The sequence below is a fragment of the Sphingobacterium sp. UGAL515B_05 genome, from assembly GCF_033097525.1.
In the GTDB taxonomy this organism is placed as follows: domain Bacteria; phylum Bacteroidota; class Bacteroidia; order Sphingobacteriales; family Sphingobacteriaceae; genus Sphingobacterium.
This window is the reverse complement of record NZ_CP109907.1, coordinates 1,601,270-1,622,083: the sequence shown is the minus strand read 5'-3', so window position 1 is coordinate 1,622,083 and position 20,814 is coordinate 1,601,270. Positions and strand designations below refer to the sequence as shown.

The 20,814-nt window shown below is 41.9% G+C and carries 15 protein-coding genes; 9 read left to right on the top strand and 6 right to left on the bottom strand.

Annotated elements, in window-relative coordinates; translation table 11 throughout:
• From rfbC to rfbA, 3 genes are read left to right on the top strand one after another with little or no spacing between them, the layout of a single operon-like run.
• Complete coding sequence (gene rfbC / locus OK025_RS06480; protein WP_317668776.1) at positions 1-555, top strand: dTDP-4-dehydrorhamnose 3,5-epimerase; 555 nt, start codon at positions 1-3, stop codon at positions 553-555.
• Positions 556-561: 6 nt separating this feature from the next.
• Positions 562-1,422 carry a dTDP-4-dehydrorhamnose reductase gene (gene rfbD, locus OK025_RS06475; RefSeq protein ID WP_317668775.1) on the top strand — a complete coding sequence of 287 codons (861 nt, stop codon included), beginning with the start codon at positions 562-564 and terminating at the stop codon, positions 1,420-1,422.
• 60 nt (positions 1,423-1,482) lie between these two features.
• Positions 1,483-2,349, top strand: a complete 867-nt coding sequence (gene rfbA, locus OK025_RS06470) for a glucose-1-phosphate thymidylyltransferase RfbA (protein WP_317668774.1) — start codon at positions 1,483-1,485, stop codon at positions 2,347-2,349.
• Between the two features lie 34 nt (positions 2,350-2,383).
• On the opposite strand, the gene OK025_RS06465 is transcribed toward rfbA, so the two are convergent.
• On the bottom strand, positions 2,384-4,315 hold the full coding sequence (locus OK025_RS06465; protein ID WP_317668773.1) for a tetratricopeptide repeat-containing sensor histidine kinase: 1,932 nt from the start codon (positions 4,313-4,315) through the stop codon (positions 2,384-2,386).
• A 119-nt stretch (positions 4,316-4,434) separates the two neighbouring features.
• Between OK025_RS06465 and OK025_RS06460 the strand changes: the two genes are divergently transcribed.
• Complete coding sequence (locus OK025_RS06460; protein ID WP_317668772.1) at positions 4,435-5,469, top strand: acyltransferase; 1,035 nt, start codon at positions 4,435-4,437, stop codon at positions 5,467-5,469.
• Positions 5,470-5,595: 126 nt separating this feature from the next.
• Here OK025_RS06460 and OK025_RS06455 read toward each other — a convergent pair whose 3' ends face one another.
• Together OK025_RS06455 and OK025_RS06450 are read right to left on the bottom strand one after the other, a co-directional pair.
• Positions 5,596-6,945, bottom strand: a complete 1,350-nt coding sequence (locus tag OK025_RS06455; RefSeq protein ID WP_317668771.1) for an amidohydrolase — start codon at positions 6,943-6,945, stop codon at positions 5,596-5,598.
• Between the two features lie 126 nt (positions 6,946-7,071).
• Positions 7,072-7,968, bottom strand: a complete 897-nt coding sequence (locus tag OK025_RS06450) for a helix-turn-helix domain-containing protein (protein ID WP_205400086.1) — start codon at positions 7,966-7,968, stop codon at positions 7,072-7,074.
• A 414-nt stretch (positions 7,969-8,382) separates the two neighbouring features.
• Here OK025_RS06450 and OK025_RS06445 point away from each other — a divergent pair, with 414 nt between their 5' ends.
• From OK025_RS06445 to OK025_RS06430, 4 genes are all read left to right on the top strand, one after another.
• Positions 8,383-11,439 (top strand): beta-L-arabinofuranosidase domain-containing protein, encoded by a 3,057-nt coding sequence (locus OK025_RS06445; protein ID WP_317668770.1) that lies wholly within the window; start codon positions 8,383-8,385, stop codon positions 11,437-11,439.
• A gap of 137 nt (positions 11,440-11,576) precedes the next feature.
• The gene (locus OK025_RS06440; protein ID WP_286770410.1) at positions 11,577-12,254 is read left to right on the top strand and encodes a response regulator transcription factor; all 678 of its coding nucleotides are present in this window, start codon (positions 11,577-11,579) and stop codon (positions 12,252-12,254) included.
• Complete coding sequence (locus tag OK025_RS06435) at positions 12,251-13,534, top strand: HAMP domain-containing sensor histidine kinase (RefSeq protein WP_317668769.1); 1,284 nt, start codon at positions 12,251-12,253, stop codon at positions 13,532-13,534. Before OK025_RS06440 ends, OK025_RS06435 begins: the two co-directional genes overlap by 4 nt.
• Positions 13,535-13,616: 82 nt before the next feature.
• Positions 13,617-14,066 (top strand): PepSY-like domain-containing protein, encoded by a 450-nt coding sequence (locus tag OK025_RS06430; protein ID WP_317668768.1) that lies wholly within the window; start codon positions 13,617-13,619, stop codon positions 14,064-14,066.
• 103 nt (positions 14,067-14,169) lie between these two features.
• Here the strand turns inward: OK025_RS06430 and OK025_RS06425 are convergent, their stop codons facing one another.
• From OK025_RS06425 to OK025_RS06415, 3 genes are all read right to left on the bottom strand, one after another.
• Entirely contained in the window at positions 14,170-15,189 is a 1,020-nt protein-coding gene (locus OK025_RS06425; protein WP_317668767.1) for a DUF4625 domain-containing protein, read from the bottom strand.
• Between the two features lie 64 nt (positions 15,190-15,253).
• Positions 15,254-15,730 carry a DUF4625 domain-containing protein gene (locus tag OK025_RS06420; protein ID WP_317668766.1) on the bottom strand — a complete coding sequence of 159 codons (477 nt, stop codon included), beginning with the start codon at positions 15,728-15,730 and terminating at the stop codon, positions 15,254-15,256.
• A 202-nt stretch (positions 15,731-15,932) separates the two neighbouring features.
• Complete coding sequence (locus tag OK025_RS06415; protein ID WP_317668765.1) at positions 15,933-18,101, bottom strand: TonB-dependent receptor; 2,169 nt, start codon at positions 18,099-18,101, stop codon at positions 15,933-15,935.
• A gap of 228 nt (positions 18,102-18,329) precedes the next feature.
• On the opposite strand from OK025_RS06415, the gene OK025_RS06410 reads away from it, so the two are divergent.
• The gene (locus tag OK025_RS06410; RefSeq protein WP_317668764.1) at positions 18,330-20,807 is read left to right on the top strand and encodes a tetratricopeptide repeat protein; all 2,478 of its coding nucleotides are present in this window, start codon (positions 18,330-18,332) and stop codon (positions 20,805-20,807) included.
• The last annotated feature ends 7 nt before the right edge of the window (positions 20,808-20,814 follow it).

Here is a 20,814-nt window from a genome sequence, read left to right as displayed (position 1 = left end):
ATGACGTATACGGAAACAAAACTAAAAGGCTGCTTTATACTTGAGCCCACCGTATTTGAAGATGAAAGAGGTTATTTTTTTGAATCATTTAATGAAACAAAGTTGGCTTCCATATTGGGCTATAAACCCCACTTTTTACAAGATAACCAGTCAAAATCGCAGTTTGGTGTGGTGCGTGGCTTGCATATGCAAGTTGGAGAGCATGCACAGGCAAAATTAGTTCGTGTGGTTGAAGGAATAGTGCTGGATGTTGCCGTCGATGTTCGTCCCGGATCCGCCACTTTTGGGCAATATGTTGCGGTAGAACTTTCGGCTGAAAATAGAAAACAGCTATTTGTACCAAGAGGCTTTTTACATGGCTTTTCTGTATTGTCAGCGCATGCTATTTTTTTCTATAAATGTGATAATAACTATCATAAAGAATCAGAAGATGGCGTAAATCCATTGGATCTGGAGCTGGGGATAGACTGGCAGATTCCTGGCGAACGGATGATTCTTTCACAAAAAGATCAAGAGGCGCAGTCTTTTGGCGAATTACGAATGAAATTAATTTAGGAGGATATGCGGATTGTTATAACAGGAGCTTCAGGACAACTCGGGTCAGAATTAAGGGATCTCTTACAGGATAATACAGAAAAAGAGTGTTATTTCTTAGATCGGAAGCAATTGCCACTGGATCAAATTCAGATTATACAGGAAATTTTGGCGATGTATCAACCCGATCTCATTATCCATGCAGGAGCATATACAGCAGTAGATAAAGCGGAGGAGGATCAAGTGACTGCGAATTTGGTGAACCATTTGGCCTGTGAAGAAATTGCACAATACTGCCGTCTTCATGAAACGAAACTTATTGCAATTTCAACAGATTATGTTTTCGATGGTACGTCCGCTGTGGCGTTAACAGAAAAGGCTGCAACGTCACCTATTAATGTATACGGACAAACGAAGCTTGCCGGCGAACAGGCGATTCAGAAATGGTGTCCTGAAGCAATCATTATACGGACTTCCTGGGTATATTCCTCTTACGGCAAAAACTTTGTAAAAACCATGTGCCGTTTAATGACTGAGCGCGATGAGGTCAATGTAATCAACGATCAAATTGGGAGTCCTACCTATGCGCATGATCTGGCAGTTGCATTATTGAAAATTATCGATTCTTCCGAATGGGATGCAGGGATTTACCATTATAGCAACGAAGGTGAAATTTCTTGGTATGACTTTGCTGTAGCGATACGTGATTTCCGTTCGTTCGACTGTCAGGTAAAACCGATTCCCACGAGTGCTTACCCTACCCCTGCACGCAGGCCAAAGTATTCGCTACTTGATAAATCAAAGATTAAGAGTGTATTTGGCACGGAAGTGCCGGATTGGAAAATAAGTTTGGGTAATATGCTCGCTGAAGAATTTAAAGATAATTAGAAAAAATAAGGAGACTTTATCAATATGGTTGTAAAGTCTTTTTCGTTAAATAACAGTAAAATGAAAGGAATTATATTAGCTGGGGGCTCAGGGACTCGATTACACCCACTTACATTGGCCGTAAGCAAGCAATTGATGCCTGTATATGATAAACCTATGATATACTACCCCTTGTCGACATTGATGCTGGCTGGTATACGGGAGATTTTGATTATATCGACACCGCAAGATTTGCCAAATTTTGAAAAGTTATTGGGGGATGGTTCGCAATTAGGCTGTCGCTTCGAATATAAAGAGCAGCCGAGTCCAGATGGACTGGCGCAAGCATTTTTGCTTGGAGAAGAGTTTATCGGTGACGATAAAGTAGCCTTGATTTTAGGCGATAATATCTTTTATGGCTCGGGGCTTTCAAAACTATTGCAGTCATCGGCAGATCCTGATGGCGGGGTAGTCTTTGCCTATCCAGTGCAGGACCCGGAACGATATGGTGTGGTTGAGTTTGATGATGGAAATAACGTTATTTCTATTGAAGAAAAGCCACAATTTCCAAAGTCGAATTATGCTGTTCCTGGTGTTTATTTTTATGACAACGAGGTGGTTAAGATCGCTAAAAATATAAAACCTTCTCCTCGCGGTGAGCTCGAGATCACCGATATCAATAAAGAGTATCTTCGCAGGGGCAAGCTAAAGGTCGGTATTTTTGATCGTGGCACAGCATGGTTGGATACCGGGACTATACAGTCGCTCATGCAGGCAGGTCAATTTGTGCAAGTAATCGAGGAACGACAAGGAATGAAAATAGGCGCAATTGAAGAAGTTGCTTACAGAATGGGCTACATTGATGGACAGCAATTGCTAAAACTTTCTCTACCGCTCTGTAAGTCGGGGTATGGAGAGTATTTAAAGCGAATTGTAAAAAGCTTTTAATCATTTATTAGCATTCTGTTTTCTGGGCAGAATGCTATTTTGGTATATGAACGATAAATGTACTTCCAAAACCTTCACTACTTTCAACCGTAATTGAATAACCCATACGGTTTGCAAATTCATGGCAAAGCATTAAGCCGATACCTGATCCCTTTTCTTCAAAAGTGCCTTCTAGACTGTGTTGCTGTTTCTGCATATTTTTAAGCGCGGCAATTTTTCGCTCGTCCATTCCAATTCCCTGATCTGTAATTGAAATAAGTAATTCCCTTTCGGTTTCCCGCTGATCGAAAATAATAGTCTTACCACTAAAGGAAAACTTAATAGCGTTATTAAAGATATTGCGAATAATAAATTCAAATCGTTTAACATCGCTCTGGATGGTCAATTGAGGGGAAATACGGACGTCTATCGATAAATTTTTTAGATTAATCCGATCGATAAATAATTCCTGACATTCTCTAATAATTTCATAAGGTGAAATTTCCTGTATTTCAAGCTTTTCATTCGCCATTTGTTGTGAAGACCATACGAGAAGGCTGTCGAGCATTTTGGAGGCTGTTGTAACTTGATTGCCTATATTGATTAGCATACTTTTAATTTCGTCTGCTGGGAGTTCGACAATTTTGGATACAGCAAGCAGCGCTTGGAAAGTTGACAAAGGACTGCGAAGATCGTGTGACACAACGGAAAATATACTGGATCGAAATCGATCTGCCTGGATGAGCTCTTCATGTTGATGCCTGATCTCGGCGGCCTGCAGATCGACTTTCCGTTTTTCTTCACGTAATAATCTATTCTTTTTGATCAGTAACAGCACCATAACGGCGATAATTAAAAGGACAAAAAAGGTGGCTAGCCAAATCAGTTTTATCCAATGGGCTTCTCGTTCTATATTCGCGTTTTTTAATAACAGATTTTTATTCTCAAGCTCCTTCTTTTCACTTTCATACTTCTCTCGAAGTTCTTCCCGAACCCGTACGCGTAAAACTTCAGCGTCTTCATGAAACTTGCGGTCCGAACTATCCTGATCGCTCAGTATTAACTGTGCATCCTGCTCTTTGATCGCTTTCGCTATTTTATCGAAATCTCCCTGAAGGTCTTCAGTTAAATTGGTGAAACCACTTTTGGCAATGATGCTCTTGATGAGGGTGACTTCTTGTTCGGCCAGATCAAACCGCTTTTCTTTGACGTAGATATTCGCCCGGTTGATTCGGGCATAACTTTCCCCAACAGGATCTTTTTTCTTGCTGGTGATATCGATTGCAAGATCCGTATAATACGTGCTCCATTCGAGCTTATCTGCCTTGAGATAGAGATAGCTTAATAAAATGTACGTATTGTAAAGATCGACTTCGGGGGCATTGGCTTTACAGAATTCCACGGTTTTTACCAAATAATCGATGGCATGCGCTACATCCTTCTTGTTCTCTCCATTCAAAGCGTTTTGGGCATATATATTGCCAATATTAGTCGATATGTTTGCTCGATTCCTTGTGTCGCGCAATTCCTTTGCTAGATCTAGTGCACGTTGGTAATATTTTAAGGCCTGATCGGGATCGTAACTCTTATTGAAAACATTTCCGATATTCAGAAAAGAGAGCATCATCCCTTTCTTGTCGTTCCGATCTTCTCGTTTCTTGAGGACCTTGAAGTGAGTCTTCACACTCTCATCGAAGTTATTTAGCTTCAGATAAATGACCCCTTGTAGATTTAATAAATCAATTTGTAAGGGTTCGAATTTTTTTTCACTGATGAGACTCAAGCCTTTGGAAACGATTTCCTGTGCTTCTTGGGGATTACTGCGGTAAATTTCTGAGGCGGTTTTATAATACGCCAATATTCGTGTAGAATCGCTGCTTGCCTCTGCTAGCTGCTTGTCTAACCTGTCCCATCCGCTATTTTGGCCATGTGCAGGATGAGTGAATAACAATATAAAAAAAAATAATAATATGGTTAAATGATGCATGGGTAGTTTTGTTTTCAATAAGCGTGTAAAAATAAAAAAAAATGTTAACTAGGTGAACTTAATGAAGGTGAAGTAAATCTAGAAAAACAGGGAAGATAATTGAGTATATTTGCACTCAAATGTCTGAGTCCAAAAGAATCTATCAAATCGATCTGTTTCGCTTTATCGCAGCATCTGCCGTCGTATTATATCATTATTTGTATCGGGGCTATGCTGCAGGAAATATGTCCTTGTTACGTTTTGATGGAATTAGTGAATATGTTAAGTACGGTTATCTAGGCGTTGATCTATTTTTTATTATCAGTGGTTTTGTGATCGCATTTTCCATCAAACATCTTTCACTGCGTAAGTTCTGCTACTCCCGCTTCAAGCGTTTGTATCCGATGTACTGGATATGTTTGCTATTGACTTTTGTGGTTTCTTATTTTTGGGGCGCACCACGTTACCACGTTACATTTACACAACTTTTGGCCAATCTGACGATGGTGCAAAAATTATTGGGGCAGGGAGATATCGATGGTGCTTATTGGTCGCTCTATGTGGAGCTGAAGTTTTACCTGATCATAGCCTTGTTCTTGATTCTGAATCGATTTAAAAAAATAAGCTTGGATTACTTGGTTTATTTTTGGCTGCTGTTGTCGAGCCTACGTTTTCTTGTTGGGCCTTCGGAAATTTATGACGCAATCCATGAGTTCTTTTTACTCGATTGGAGTGCATACTTTATTGCTGGAATTATATTTTGTCAGATCTTTTTGCATGGAGCAAAAGTTCAGCATTTTGTGGCCTTACCTTGGTGTTTGTACATTTCCATTGACGGAGCGATAGGTCGAATTCATTGGCTGGAACGAACCTTCCACAGTGACTTTTCAGCTTATATTATTGGTGCGACCATCGTTGTGTTTTACCTGCTCATGTTACTGGTTTCCTGTAAAAAACTGCAGGCGATCAATTCGTCCGGATTCGTTAAAATCGGCATGTTAACCTATCCGCTGTATTTAATCCATCAACACATCGGCTTTATTATGTTTAATCACCTGTATCTGTATCTGAATAAATACCTGCTCCTTTCAGGTGTTATCATTCTTATGCTCGCCCTGGCTTATCTCCTGAGCGATCGGATTGAACCGCGGATCATGAAGTTGTTTAAATCATAAACAAAAGGTCCGAAGGTAATTATACCCCGAACCTTTCTGTTTTTCATAGGAGATGTTTTTTGCTTTGCCGGGTTGTTTTTAGCAAGTCAGCTAAATTCCAAAGTTGGATATTGTTTTGTCCACTTATTAGAAAACAAGATTTCCTTGATAGATAAGCGATTTTACCGGAGATATTCTAGAAATAGCCTCTGCTGAGCAACTTGCGTCAAGGAATGCAATATCTGCACTGTCTCCGACTTTTGGCCATTGCATATTGCCTTTGTCATCCAATGGAGTAGGGCCTGCGGTGGCAAGTTTGAGCATACGGGATAACGCATATTCAGTAGCCTGGCCGTATACCTGAGCTGCAAGATTGGCTTTTTGTAGCACGCTGCCTGTTCCGAAAGTATTCCAATGATCTACAATACTGTCATTTCCCGTCATGACTTTAACATTATTTTCCATGAGCGTCGGAATAGGCATAATCAGGCCTCCAAATGGGATCGTAGAAACGATGCCGATTTGTGCCGCACCCACTTTCTCGGCCATTTCTTGTTGTTTGGCTTTTTCCAGCCGACCAAGCACAAAACAATGGCTAATGTAGGTCTTGCCTTTGAGAACAGGGTTCTCGTTTACTTTATTGATTAAATATTCTACAGTTTTCAAACCGGATTCACCCGATTCATGTAAGTGAATGTCAATTCCTTTGTTGTTATCTAATGCCAGTTGAACCGTAAAATCCATTGTCTTTTCAATAGCACCATCGATGGAAAAAGGATCGACCCCACCGATAAAATCTATATTGGTTTTAGCCGCTTCCTTGAGATAGGGAACTGAGTCAGTATAGAAGACTCCGTGTTGTGGAAAAGCAACCAATTCAGCTCCAAATCCATTTTTCTTGTTTTCAAGTGCCATTTGCAGATGATGTAAAGAGTCTAGCTTGGATGTCGGTTCAATATTGACATGACTACGTGCAAAAGCCGTTCCCTTGGATTGTAACAGTTCAATGAGTTTTTCTGCTTTATGGGTCGAGTTTTTGAGCAGTTCGGGCAAAATTTTCTGCTCAAGAGCAATCATACCCTTTACACCTCCGGGGCCACGTCTTACGGCCTGCCACTTGTCGCCATAGTAGGTTTTGTCTAAATGGATGTGCATATCCCGGAAAGAGGGAAGCATCAAAAGCCCTTTTGCATCGATTGCATCAGCACTGTTGCTGTTGGCACTGATATTTTTGATTTTCCCGTTTGCTATCTGAATGGAAAAAAGACCGGTCTTTGTTGCGGTTACATTTCCATCACCATCGTACTCAAATCCGGTTTCCAACAACACGTTTTTCAACGTATAACTTTTTTTACCTTGGTAGCCGCTCAAAAGTCCTTGATGAACCGCATGATGTTGATTTTCTGCAAATAGCATTCCCGGGATAAATGTTGCACCCGCAAGAGCCAGAGCAGAGTTCCTGATAAATTCCTTGCGGGAAAGGGCCGTTGATTTCATTTGATTTCCTATTATGTTATTTTGTGACCGGAATAATAAGCATACCAGTCTTTTACAAAGTTACATAGCGGGTATACAATTATTGCTGGGAGATTTCTGCCATTCTTTGTGTGATTTATCTTTTTTTCAAGTTGCTTTCAAGGGACTTGGAGTTTTCCCTACATGAATGTTTTCTCTAAAGTCACTTGGACTTGCCCCCGTTTGCTGTTTAAAAAAGTTTGAAAAATACGCTTGATCTGCAAAACCCAATTCAAAGGCAATTTCTTTGATGGACCGCTCGGTGCTTTGCAAAAGACGTTTGGCTTCAATGCTGATCCGTTGGTGAATAAGTTGTGTGGCTGATATTTTCAGATGTTTTTTGCACAGTATATTCAGGTAATTGGGCGAAATATGGAGCTTTTCGGCATAGAAGGCGACCAGCTTTTGCTCCCTAAAGAATTCGTCAATGAGCATATTGAACTTGGCAAGTCGTGGAACAGATTGATAGACTTTGAATTCGGTGAAGGCAGACTCGGCCTCTCGACTTACAATCGCTGCAATGACCCCCGCTCGGGCAGTTATCAATGGAATAAGTGAATTCTCTCTTTTTAACTCCTGCTTCACGGATTCAAATTCATAATGCAATTGTGCAAAAGCATCTGCGGTAAGATCAATGACGGGATGGTTTTGGTAATTGGTGAATGAAAAGCGAAAGAAAGGGGCGAAGTGCTCAAAAAAAGATCGTTCAATCATGAGTTGATAGCCTATAGTACCCGCATAGACATGCCATTTGTGCATTTGCCCCGGAAAGAGCACATGAACCTGATGGTCTTTGATGATATGGTCAATCGAATCGATCGTATGGACGCCGGATGCTTTATCGAACAGATTTATGATAAAGAAGTCATGTTTATGCGGTTTGTCGATGAGCCGCTCGCCATGCAGTTCATTAAATAGGAGTTCGTCGCGCCCTGCAGTCTGTTCCTTGCGGAAACCATCCAGACTGATCACTGGTGCCCAAATTTTTGAATTTCGTTTATCCATAGTAGATCATATCGAATCTAAAATACAAAATACCGCGGAGTAATCGGTCATTGCGAGCTGAGTTTGCGCATGTTTCTATCTTCGTAGCATATTGGCGCTTTACTTCTCCTGGCGGGCGGCAGGAGTTGGGGGGCTATGGACGACAGTATATTCGATACACCTTAGTTAAAATCTGGAGAATATAGGCTAAAATAAACCTATGTATAATGAGCTATTGTCATTAATTTTATAAATGTCAAATAGACAGCAATACAGAAAATGTTCTTCGACTTTGGAAGCTTATTAATAGGCATTGCTTCTCTTTTTGTTCGTCATCTGTTGAAGACAATCAAGGAAAAGGATACGGTAATAGCTTTCAGCTGGCTAGAAGGTGATCTTTAAACAATAAATCATTAGCGAATAAAAGATAGCGATATGAAAAAATATACGATATATTTTGCAGCAATTCTTACGATTTTTATCAAAACGACAGCTGTAGCTGTGGCACAGGGTGGGGATCAGATCCTGGATGGTATTGGAGAGACAGGCATGGTGGCCCGTTATGTTTTTGATGGGGATTTTAAGGATTGGTCGCGCAATGGACTACATGGTAAATTCCAGGGCACAAAAGCTTCATTTGTATCAGATAAACAATTTACAAAGGTACTTTCTCTCGCTGGAGGAAAGGACGATTTTGTCGTACTTCCAGCGCAAGTACTCGCGGATCTCGAGTCGATTAGTATAACAGGCTGGATGTACTTACGTGCAGCGCAGTCTGGCCAGTATTTATTCGATTTTGGACAAGATATCACCAGGCATTTTGCAGGGACACCAACAGGTACAGCGCTACAAAATGGCTATATGGGGATAATCGCCCAAAAGAAGGCCGAAGTAAAAAATGCGGTCTCTTCGGCAGTGCCTTTAAACAAATGGGTGCACTTGGCCATTGTAGTTGATATTGCTACAGGGACCATGCAAACATATTTAGATGGTATGCCCGCTGGCGAAGTTAAAGATATCCCACAGGAGTTGACCGAGGTTTTTGGACCGGCAGGTAGTAAGAGGACACTATACATTGGAAAATCCCTGTTGGGTGGAAATGTAAGTTTAAATGCACTGTTGCATGATTTTCGCATTTATCGTGTGCCACTGAATCGAAACCAGATCGGCATGGTGTACAGAAATGCGCTGAAAGGTGTGCGTGAAGATGTTGCTTCTAAAGGTAAGGCTGAGGATGACCTACCGCGATTTCCAATGAATAAAGCGGAGCTTTATAATGGGTTTTTAACCGGAGTTGCAGATGTCACCGTAGAAACAGCGGTAGGCGAGCTGCCACGATTGCCGAGTTATGTCGTCGGTACATATAAAGACGGTATGGTGGGACCAAAAGTGCGTGTGTTGTGGCCTGCGCCAACCGACAATAGTGCCGTCGCGCAGCAAACAGCTTACGCCGTCACGGGGCGCGTTCCCGGGACTGATCTGAAACCCAAAGCCATCATTACAGTCAAAGGGAAGGTAAAGTCCAAGATGCCTAGCTTAAAATTGGACGCATTTCACTTGGATCAGGTTTCCCTTAATACGGATGTCAAGCAGCATCAAACAAAGTTTATCGAAAATCGCAATAAATTCATTGATACATTGGCAAAATCGGATCCCAATTCATTCCTCTATATGTTTCGTCACGCGTTTGGGCAAAAGCAACCGACCGGTGCGCAGCCCTTGGAAGTATGGGACAGTCAGGATATCAAACTGCGTGGCCACGCTACAGGACATTACCTGACGGCAATTGCACAAGCTTATGCGAGTACAGGGTACGATAAGGTACTCCAGTCAAAATTTTTGGGGAAGATGGATACCATGGTCAACGTGCTTTATGCCTTGTCAAAGTTGTCGGGTACACCGAGACAAGCGGGACAGGCTTTTATTGCGGATCCTGCTGCGGTACCTTATGGTCCGGGTAAATCAGCTTATGATTCTGACCTCAGTGACGAAGGAATCCGTACAGATTATTGGAACTGGGGACTTGGCTTTATCAGTGCCTATCCCCCAGATCAGTTTATTATGCTTGAACATGGCGCAAAATATGGCGGGCAGAAGAACCAGGTTTGGGCACCTTATTATACCCTGCATAAAATCCTGGCCGGCCTGATAGATGTTTATGAGGTAAGTGGAAATAAAAAAGCATTGGAGATCGCACAGGGAATGGGCACTTGGGTGTATACACGTTTAAGTAAAGTCCCGACAGAGACATTAATCAAAATGTGGAATACGTATATCGCAGGTGAATTTGGCGGAATGAATGAAGTGATGGCAAGGTTATATCGTATAACGGGTGAAGAGAATTACTTAAAAACCGCCCGCTTATTTGACAATATTGATATGTTCTACGGCAATGCCGCGCACACACATGGACTGGCCAAAAATGTAGATACTTTTAGGGGATTACATGCCAATCAGCATATTCCTCAAATTGTGGGCAGTATGGAGTTATACCGGGTGTCCAATGAGCCCCAATATTATAAAATTGCGGACAACTTTTGGTATAAGGCCACCAACGATTATATGTATAGTATCGGTGGTGTGGCTGGTGCCAGAAATCCCGCCAATGCCGAATGTTTTATTAGCCAGCCGGCGACATTATATGAAAATGGATTTTCTGCAGGTGGACAGAACGAAACCTGTGCAACCTACAACATGCTGAAATTGACAAGCGACTTGTTTATGTTCGATCAGCGCGCAGAGTTGATGGATTATTATGAACGTGGATTATACAATCACATCTTAGCTTCTGTTGCAGAAAATAGTCCAGCAAATACGTATCATGTGCCTTTACGCGCGGGATCTATTAAGCAGTTTGGAAATGCCGATATGAAAGGTTTTACCTGCTGTAATGGTACGGCTATTGAGAGCAGTACTAAATTGCAGAATACAATCTATTTTAAAAGTAAGGATGACCAGGCGCTGTATGTCAATCTGTATATTCCCTCTACCTTACACTGGACGGAACGCGGAATCAGCGTCGAGCAACAAACCAGTTTTCCGAAAGCGGATCAAACAGCGCTGACCATACGGGGGAATGGCAAATTTGAACTTCATGTGCGGGTGCCAAGCTGGGCAACAAAGGGATTTTTTGTTGCAATAAATGGAGTCGATCAAAAAATTAAAGCTGAGCCGGGAACTTACCTGACCTTAAACCGCACCTGGAAAGATGGGGATGTGATCAACCTTAAAATGCCGTTTCAGTTTCATCTGGATCCGGTTATGGATCAGCCCAATATTGCAAGTCTGTTTTATGGACCAATCTTATTGGCAGCCCAGGAACCTGCCGCAAGAAAAGATTGGCGTAAAGTAACTTTGGATGCAAAGGATATTGCTAAGTCGATTAAAGGAAATCCGGAAACATTGGAATTTTACATTGATGATGTGCTTTATAAACCATTTTATGATACCTACGGACGTCATTCGGTTTACCTGGATGTCAGCTTAAAATAGGAGGCTAGCAGTGTATTCCTAAATCTTTCCCAAATTCAAGGTACCTTTGTCATAAACAATTGTGTATGTAACTTGTCATTTAGCATGGACAGATTACTATTGTTTACACGGGTTTTCCTCTAAATAGAATTAAGAAGATGAAAATATTGGTTATTGAAGACGAAGCGGATTTAAGGGAAATTGTGAAGGCATCTTTACTTAAGGAAGAATATACGGTAGAAACTGCCGCTGATTACGAATCAGCCCTTGAGAAAGTCGCTGTTTATGATTACGATTGTATCCTGCTTGACATCATGCTGCCTGGAGGCAATGGTTTGCAGATTCTCGATCAGCTCAAAAATGAGGGTAAGTCCGATAATGTGATCATTATCTCCGCAAAGGATTCTTTGGACGATAAGCTAAAGGGACTCGAACTTGGAGCCGATGACTATTTGACAAAACCCTTTCATATTGCTGAGCTGAATGCACGGATTAAAGCCGTGTTACGAAGAAAACAACGGGAAGGTAAGAATACATTGGAAATGGGAAACATCGTGCTGGATCTCAATGAACGCTGCTTATTTATTGCACAGGAGCCTGTGCCGTTAAATCGGAAAGAGTTCGATATGCTCAACTACTTCTTATTGAACAAAAATAGACTGGTCAGCAAAAGTGCGCTGGCAGAACATGTCTGGGGCGATAATACGGACCAGGCGGATAATCTTGATTTCATCTATTCACAGATAAAAAACTTGCGCAAAAAATTCTTGGCTAGTCATGCTGATGTGGATTTTGAAGCGGTATATGGAATCGGTTATAAACTTGTCGAAAAATGAGATTAGCCAACCAAACACTAAAGTATCTTTCTATCTCCGTGTTGGTGGTCATCGCTCTCTGGTCAACAGTGTTCTATCTATTTATGCTGGAGGTGATCCACGATAATATCGACGAAGAACTCGAAAACCAAAAGCGGCTCATTATCCAGGAACTTTCCAGCAATCCCACCGTAGCTCCAGATTTAGAGTTTGGGATAAATAATTATAAGGTACGCCAGATTTCCGAAGAACAAGCCCTTAAGATGCAAAACGTTTATAAGGACACCATGTTGTATATGCAGGACGATGATGATCCCGAGCCGGAACTGGAACCAGTCCGAATGTTGACCACAGCATTTGAACATCAAGGACATTATTATGAACTTTCGATCATCAACTCGATGATCGAAGAGAGCGATCTAATCAAGAATCTCTTTTATTCTGTTGTTATTTTATTTGTTTTGTTGGTCATCAGTATCGTATCCATCAATAAAGTCGTAATAGAACGTTTATGGGGGCCATTATATACGTTCTTGGATCAGTTGACACGCTTTCGTTTAGGCAAAACCAAGGAGAAGCCCACGATGGATACGCAGATCCAGGAATTTAAAGACCTACAGCTTGCTGTGGCTACCTTAATTCGCCATAACGAGGAAAGCTATGAACAGCAAAAACAGTTTATTGGCAATGCTTCGCATGAATTACAGACACCGTTGGCCATTATGATCAACAAATTGGAAATCATGGCGGAAACAGAGGGGTTGAACCAGAAACAGTCTGAGACTGTCGCAGCAGTATTAGCAACTGCCGAGCGGCTTGTGCGCCTCAATAAATCCTTGTTGCTGTTGAGTAAAATTGAGAATAAACAATTTTTGCACAATGAGGATCTTTCGTTCAATACGCTTGTACTAAATATTGTGGCGGAGTTTGAGGCTATTGCTGAATTTAAACAGGTAAAAATCAATGTTGTACAAGAAGATCAGCTGACTGTACAAATGGATGGTGCTTTGGCAAATATAGTGGTGTCAAATCTCCTACGAAATGCTTTGTTCCATAATAGATTAGGCGGGGAGGTGAATATCCATATAACGAACAAAAGGCTTACCGTGTCCAATACGAGTACACATGCAGCGTTGGATGCTAACCTGGTATTCTCCCGTTTTTATAAATCAGATGCAGCATCCAAAGGTACTGGCTTGGGGCTGGCCATTGTGCAGGCCATCTGTAACCTCTATGGTTTTGCAATCGTCTACCATTATGAAAACAATCAGCATAGCTTTCAGCTCAATATGTTCCCTTAGAAAATATAACAGGAGAAGGTAAGTGTTCCCAAATCTTTACAGATTCGCTTTTTTACTTTGTAGTACACTTAAAAATAGAATCATGAACTGTAAATTAATCTGGAGTGCTTTCGTACTTGCACTGACAACAGCAGGAGCTATTGCTCAGGATATACCACAAAGTCAAGTTCCCGCTGTCGTGGTGAATAGTTTCCAACAGAAATTTCCAAAAGCCAAAAAAGTAGATTGGGAATTGAAGGGGAATGTTTATGAAGCGGAGTTTGAAACGGGCTTATTTGGCATTGACCAGGAAGCTTGGTTTCAACATAACGGAAAACTTCTGCGCCACAAGACTGACATCAACAAAAGAGAACTACCGAAGAGTGTGCTGGATCGAGTGAAAAGAGATTTTCCGGGCTATCGCATTGAAGACGCAAAAAAGATTACCGCCGAGCAGAAAGTAAGTTATGCGTTTGAAGTGAAAAGTCGAAAAGAGGAATGGAAGCTGGTACTCGATCCACAGGGAAATGTTCTTACGAAAGTAAGGGACTAAACGATATTTCTGTACAAATAAAACCTTCATGATTTTACACGCACTCATAGCGGCGAAATCATGAAGGTTCTTTTGTGCAAGTAGGCCGAGTTTATTGCGCTAGCTAATCTTCTCCTTCCTCTGCGTGGATTTCAAAAGATAGCTTTATGAGGTCTTGACCAGCAAACTTAGTGGCATAATCCGATAGGTTCCAGTCAGTACGGGTAACTTTTGCCTTTGTGCTGGCATCGTTAAATTTGCGAAGTACAAAGAATACATTTTTCTCACCTTCATTATCTTTTCCTGCTGTAAAATAAGTGATAATCCCTGTCGTCTCTGTTGCTCCGTTGACTGCAGAGCCATCACCATAGGTCGTTTCTTTCGTTTGAAAGATCGCACCGCTACCTGTACTGCTGTTGGGGTTTAAAACAAAAGAACCACCCGTAAGGAATGCTTTGTAATAATCTGCTGTTGCTTTATTGCTGATATATTGCGCCTGGATTTCTTTGGAAGAAGCATCAAATTGTTTGAATTCAATTTTATAGATACCTGACGGATTGAGGTGGGCATGTCCTCCGGCCAATGCTGTTCCCTTGTCGTCAAAGCTGATCGTAATTGGTTCTACCTTTTCTTTGTCGGCAAGATCATGGAAATGGTCTCCATGTGCTTCGCCGGCTACTTCCGTAAATACGAGCTTATAAGCAACTTTGGCCTCTGAACCCTGTATGGTTAATGGAGATTCTACAGCGGTTGTATTTCCGGCTTTGTCGGTTACCGTAAAATGAAAATGATATGCCCCGGCGGGAGCATCAGCAGGGACATCGATGTGTTCGTGAAATGTCGCATTTTTCACGCCAATGTATTTCCCATCCGTATAGGCTTTTGTAAACTTATACTGACCGCCACCTTCTTGATGAACCTCAATTTCGATTTTAGCAATCAGTGCTTCGGCAACAATATCACCTTCAAGATGAAGATCTGATCCCGCTTGGACGGTTTTGTTATTGCCACTGCCGATTTCAAGTGTGCCTATCTGGGGCTTTGCAAGTGCTGGAATTTCCTCGTTATCTTTCTTACAGGACGATAGGAAGCCTAAAAGAATTGTACTTAACAGGAAGAAGAAGCGAATGTTTCTAGTTTTCATGTAAAATGGATTTAATTAAATTGAGTTGATAAATATGTATGTGAGTTGACAAATATGTATGGTATTACTCGAGTATACGGATGCTGATTCCCTTCTGGCTGCTCCATCCTGCCAGGTCGGTCACCTGAATCATAAAATGATAATTACCCGGATCGATATCTGCTGGCACATCGATTTTTAATTCGGCATCATATTGCTGTGGTTGCCCCGGAATATTGACTGTCTTGACCAAAGTGAAGGGCTTAATGGGTGTTTTGATCGCCTCAACCGTGCATTCGCCAATTTCTGTGCTATGCGAATGATGGTCAAAATTATGGTGTACGTCAATGCTATAGCTCCCGAGCGCGACGTTATCAGATAGCTTACTGCGGAAAGTAAAGCTTGTGCCACGTTTAATCGTGCTGCATTGTTTTGGGAAAGCCGTTTCCGAATCGATGGCGATGACCGGCTTTTCAGTATCAATGCTTTCCTTATCTTTTTTACAGGCAACAGTTATGGCAAGTAACACTATAATAAGTGTGTATTTTTGAAGTGTTTTCATATATAAATTTTATTCGTTCTTGTATGTGTTAAGCGCTATTTATATGGTCGCTTTGCTCGATTATTCATTCGCTTTGCTGTTGTACTCGGTTTGCTGTGCTCATCGCATACTGCTCAACGGGTGTTTATTGGAAGCAAAGGCTTATTTAAAGCTGTGATCTTTAATTGAATCTTATTTTATTCTTCATTCGTTGTAATTCATGTTATGATCGGGAGAGTTTTCCAAAAGGAACTCCAATGGATAGCATAAAATTCCTTCCCTGTTCAGGCATTGATATCAGCCGATAAAAGCTGGTATGATCCATATAGTTCTTATCAAAGAGATTTTGTACCTGCAAGCGTAATTGGAGGACAGATCCCGAAAACCGAACTTGTGTTCCTGCTCGGAAGTTGAAGACCTGATAAGCTGCTGTGGACTCTTCTGGTGGAACAACATGATGCTGCGCTGCCGTCCATTTGCAGTCGACGGAAAGATAGGTCTCTTTAAAATGTGTGCTATTTTTTGCTGTCCAGCTAATGTCCATCAAAGCTGAAGGTGCCGGAGAGAATGGAAGTGTATATCCTTTCTTTGCACCCGATAGTTGTTCCGATCGAACATATTCACCCAATAATTCTACTTTCCATTGTTTCAGAGGCTGATAGCTGAGCTTCAATTCTGCTCCATAACGACGAACACGGCTTTCCATATATTCAAAGATTTGATTGCCGGCGCCATAATATTGATCGTAGCTTGACGTGGGATTGAGATAGATATAATTGGAAAAGTAATTAAAGAATGGTGTAAAGGCAACAAAGACGTTTCTGGGACTCCAGGTTAAGGATAAATCCAGCTGGTAGGACTGCTCGGGCGATAATGATCCGTTGCCTTTTTCATAACTGAAGTAATGATAGTTGACTCCATTGGCGGCAAGTTCCTGTGCGATGGGGGCTCTGAAACTTTTTCCTATATTGATTTTTGTTTCGAGATCTCCGAATTGATGTGCCGCTCCTATAGACCAAACCAGGCTATTGAAACGGCGACCTAGCGCTGTAGCCCGGACTATTCTTCCCGACTGATTATCTTCCAGCTGTGATTCGAACCAATCCTGATAAGGTGAGGTCAGAATATGGCTGTAATCGTAACGCAATGCCCCATATAGCATGGTTTCGTCCGCGAGCCTGTATTGATCGTAAACGAATAGGCCCATTGCCTTTTGGCTAAAAGTGGGGATGAGAAAGCTCCAACCATCAATCCGGTTATCCTGATACTCTCCATTTGCACCAATGGTAAATTGATGGGTGGCCAACTCAAATTGGTCTTTTACAGTGATACTATAAACCTGTTTGTCATATAACCTTTCCAAATTGATTGGGATAGTCATATCTTTTGGATAAACAGGTGGCATATAACCATGCGCGGTGTAATTGTTATATTCTTGCCGGTAATTTTTCTGATAGCCCAGGTCTATCCAAAGCTTATGCTTATTCAGATCGATAAAGTTGCGGTTAATAAGCTTCAGGTGATTGACCGTCTGGCTCGGAAAACCAATGTCACGACTGGATTTGTCATAAAGCGCTGTATCTACGCCCCTTGGTTCCAAGCCGTGCGCATTGGCAAAAAAGCCAAACTTTGTTTGATAATTACTCAGGTAGAAAATTGAAGAAAAACGTTCCGATGAATATCCACCGCGTAGTTGAAAATGTGTCTCTCGTCCCGCAGTGTTGCGAACATGCCGATCTTTCAGGCGTACCGCATAATTGTAAACATAGACTGTATCTGTGGGGACACGGTAATCGCCATATTCCAGATGCGTGAATCCGCCCCCAAATACCCAATTCCCTTTTCGGCCCTGTGCTTGTAGCGATCCGCCAAAAGTAGCGTTGTTTGACTTTGTCAATAGGTTAAACTGCCCTTTAAAACCTGTCTCCTGTAGTTCCGATGGCGGTGATAGCCGAATGACACCGCCAATGGCATCTGAGCCATACAGAAATGAACTGGCTCCCTTTAATACCTCGGCACTCCCCACACTGTATTGATCGATTTCTAATCCATGATCCAACCCCCACTGTTGGCCTTCATGTTTAATGCCATTTTCTACCGTGGCCACACGATTAAATCCGAGTCCTCTAATCTGCGGTTTAGATTGATTCGCACCTATACCTATGGCACTGACACCGGGCAGTCTGCTCAATGTCTGCATTAAACTTCCCGCTTGGTATTTTTGTATAGAGTCGGCAGTCAATACGTGGATCGATAATGCGCCTTCTGCTGTCCTGTGATAACGTCGCCCGCCAACTTTTACTTCTTCAAGCTCGATACTCTTCTCCTGTCCATAACACGGGAAAAATAGTTGTTGTGCTGTGATAAGTGAAATAATAATATACCTATTCATCTATGTGGATTCGATTCGCAAACATTAATTCGTGCCATACGTATATAGCCCAATGAATATGTATTGCAATTAAGTTGCAACAAATATAGGGAAAAAGATTTTAAAAGCAATATAGTTGCATTATAATAAACAGAATTGACTGTACGATACAGTGGCAAAGTTTTTGTTGCTTTTTGGCGCCTAGAGAGTATAAAAAGCATGTTTTACAAGTAGTACATACGATGATATATGAAGTTAAGTGAAGAATATTCTATTAAAGTTGCCGCATTGCAATCGGCTGAACATCAATTGACAGTTGACCTTTCGAAACGCATTACGCCCGATATATGGCTTGATGTCCTGATTTATTTTGAGCACAACTTGGAGCAGTCCAGTGCAGCTGCACTTTATGATGCATTATTTGAAAAAGGAACTGATTTTGCCGCAAACGTATATCTGAACGAAGAGGATTATACCTTTTTTATTGATAAAATACGGACAATATTAGCGCGCTATGCTGCGATCAATTCTCATGCATGGGTGGAGCTTGGCTTACAGCATATTTTATGTCGCCGACATGTGGTAGAGAAGGAAAAGGCGTCCCTTTATTTGAAGAGAGGCATCGATGCTGGGGTTGAATGGGCAAGACCTCTTTATTTATACTACAATTATTTAGGTTTGCTGGCCGATATCGACCGCGATAACGCCAAGGCCGAACTGGATGCACTTGCTTTGGGCGGAGATCTTTGGGGAATCGCATATGCTGCCCATATCGATGTCTGGACCGATAAATATGAAGAAGTCTTTGACCGTATTCAGCTGCTCAAGCAATCTCCGGAAAGGAAAATACTGCGCCATTATTATGAGGCGCTCCAATTTTACTATGCGCGTAAAGAGGACAAGGGCAAACGTCTGCAAACCCTCGAAGAGGGTATCACGATGGCTGAATCTCGTTATTGCAGATTTGTGCTGAATGAAATAAAACGTTCGGAGGCGGCTTCCATTGGTGAACAGGAACTTCTTATACCGGAATATCGAGAACTGTTTGAATACGGAATGATGGACGCCGCGGTGCAAATTGCACTTATCAAACTTCAGGCACTTGGCAACAACAATAGAGAAAAACAAGATTTCGAAGAGCCGCTGTGGTATCTTCAGAAAGCATACGACTATAATAATAATTATGCGGGTTATCGTCTCGCCTGTCTGTATCTCTATCAGGAGGCTGTGCAGGACATCGAAAAGGGGCTATCTTTATTGCGCCTGCTGGACGAGAAAGACGGGTATGTGGAAGCTCAGGTTGAACTTGCTGAAATTCTCCTCGAGGGTAGATTCCTCCCAAGGGATGAAAAATCAGCCTTTCTGCGTTTCAGTGCAATGGCGGAAAAGAACATTGCTTACGCCAAGTTGCGCATGGGTAATATGGTCGAATCTGGTTATGATGGAGTTGCTCCGGATTACAAAACCGCCTTTGCTTACTATCAGGATGCAGCGACGGATAAATTGCCTCAAGCTTTATATCAGGTTGGTAGGTACCTAAAATATGGTATCCATGGAGAGAAACCAGATTTGGCCGCTGCATTGCCTTATTTTGAAGAAGCGGCAGGATATAATAACGCTACAGCCCTAACGGAAATGGGTTTAGCGGCTGAATTAAAGTCCGAACCGGATTATAAATTGGCCTTTGATTATTTCTCGCGTGCGGCAGATCTTGGTTATCCATATGCCTATTATTTAAAAGGTATTTATTTGGAAAATGATTATCACCAGTCTGGAGCTCCCCAACCGAAAGCAGCTTTTACCGCGTTTGAAATTGGAGCCGGTATGCAGGAGCTAAATAGTATATATGAACTGGCGCGATGTTACCGAGGGGGCATAGGTACGGAGATAAACCTGGACCGGATGATTGCTTTATACCAACAGGCTGCTGAACGAAATCATGTACAGGCGTTGACAGATCTGGGTCTCTGTTATGAATATGGTTATGGATTGAACCAAGATACATTTAAAGCACAGGAAAATATTAAGAAAGCTGCTGATCTGGGGTTCCCTTACGCAACTTATGTATTGGGACGATACTATTTGACCGGATTGGTGCAAAAGGATGCAGCTCATGGTCTTCAGCTTTTGGAAGAGGCCGCACAAAAAAATGTAGCTGAGGCGCTTTTGCTGCTTGGCGACTACTTTTTCTTCGACTATGATCAGTTGGAAGAATACGACAAAGGCTTTGATTACTACACGCGTGCCGAAAAACTTGGCTATCTGACGGAGGGAATTGGCATGTGTTATGAGTTTGGTGTCGGAGTAGAGGTGCATCCAGCGAAAGCTTTTGGATATTATAAACAAGCTGCAGAGCGAGGAAATCAGCAGGCGAGCTACCGATTAGCCCGTTGTTATTATTTTGGAATAGGTACCGAGATCGATAAAGCAGCTTCCTTTGGGTATTTTATGGAAGTAGCGCAGCAAGGGAATGTGTATGCTTCTTACTTTGTTGCGGTGCAACTGCTGGAAGGAGATGGCATACCAATGGATCTTCGCGACGGTGTAGAATGGCTTATGAAGGCTGCTGAAGCCGATCATGCTGATGCACAATATAAACTGGCCAACTGTTATCTTATGGGGGATGGGGTAGAAGAAAATGAAGATCTTGCCCTGGAGTGGTTTGAACGGGCAGCCGATAATGGACATGAAGATGCTATTCGATTGACAAAGAAAACGAGAAAGTAAGATAAAC

Coding starts and splice junctions, on each gene's coding strand:
- OK025_RS06460 (WP_317668772.1), top strand. CDS start 4,435: ATGTCTGAGTCCAAAAGAATCTATCAAATCGATCTGTTTCGCTTTATC.
- OK025_RS06410 (WP_317668764.1), top strand. CDS start 18,330: ATGAAGTTAAGTGAAGAATATTCTATTAAAGTTGCCGCATTGCAATCG.
- OK025_RS06445 (WP_317668770.1), top strand. CDS start 8,383: ATGAAAAAATATACGATATATTTTGCAGCAATTCTTACGATTTTTATC.
- OK025_RS06455 (WP_317668771.1), bottom strand. CDS start 6,945: ATGAAATCAACGGCCCTTTCCCGCAAGGAATTTATCAGGAACTCTGCT.
- OK025_RS06430 (WP_317668768.1), top strand. CDS start 13,617: ATGAACTGTAAATTAATCTGGAGTGCTTTCGTACTTGCACTGACAACA.
- OK025_RS06450 (WP_205400086.1), bottom strand. CDS start 7,968: ATGGATAAACGAAATTCAAAAATTTGGGCACCAGTGATCAGTCTGGAT.
- rfbC (WP_317668776.1), top strand. CDS start 1: ATGACGTATACGGAAACAAAACTAAAAGGCTGCTTTATACTTGAGCCC.
- OK025_RS06420 (WP_317668766.1), bottom strand. CDS start 15,730: ATGAAAACACTTCAAAAATACACACTTATTATAGTGTTACTTGCCATA.
- OK025_RS06425 (WP_317668767.1), bottom strand. CDS start 15,189: ATGAAAACTAGAAACATTCGCTTCTTCTTCCTGTTAAGTACAATTCTT.
- OK025_RS06435 (WP_317668769.1), top strand. CDS start 12,251: ATGAGATTAGCCAACCAAACACTAAAGTATCTTTCTATCTCCGTGTTG.
- OK025_RS06440 (WP_286770410.1), top strand. CDS start 11,577: ATGAAAATATTGGTTATTGAAGACGAAGCGGATTTAAGGGAAATTGTG.
- OK025_RS06415 (WP_317668765.1), bottom strand. CDS start 18,101: ATGAATAGGTATATTATTATTTCACTTATCACAGCACAACAACTATTT.
- OK025_RS06465 (WP_317668773.1), bottom strand. CDS start 4,315: ATGCATCATTTAACCATATTATTATTTTTTTTTATATTGTTATTCACT.
- rfbA (WP_317668774.1), top strand. CDS start 1,483: ATGAAAGGAATTATATTAGCTGGGGGCTCAGGGACTCGATTACACCCA.
- rfbD (WP_317668775.1), top strand. CDS start 562: ATGCGGATTGTTATAACAGGAGCTTCAGGACAACTCGGGTCAGAATTA.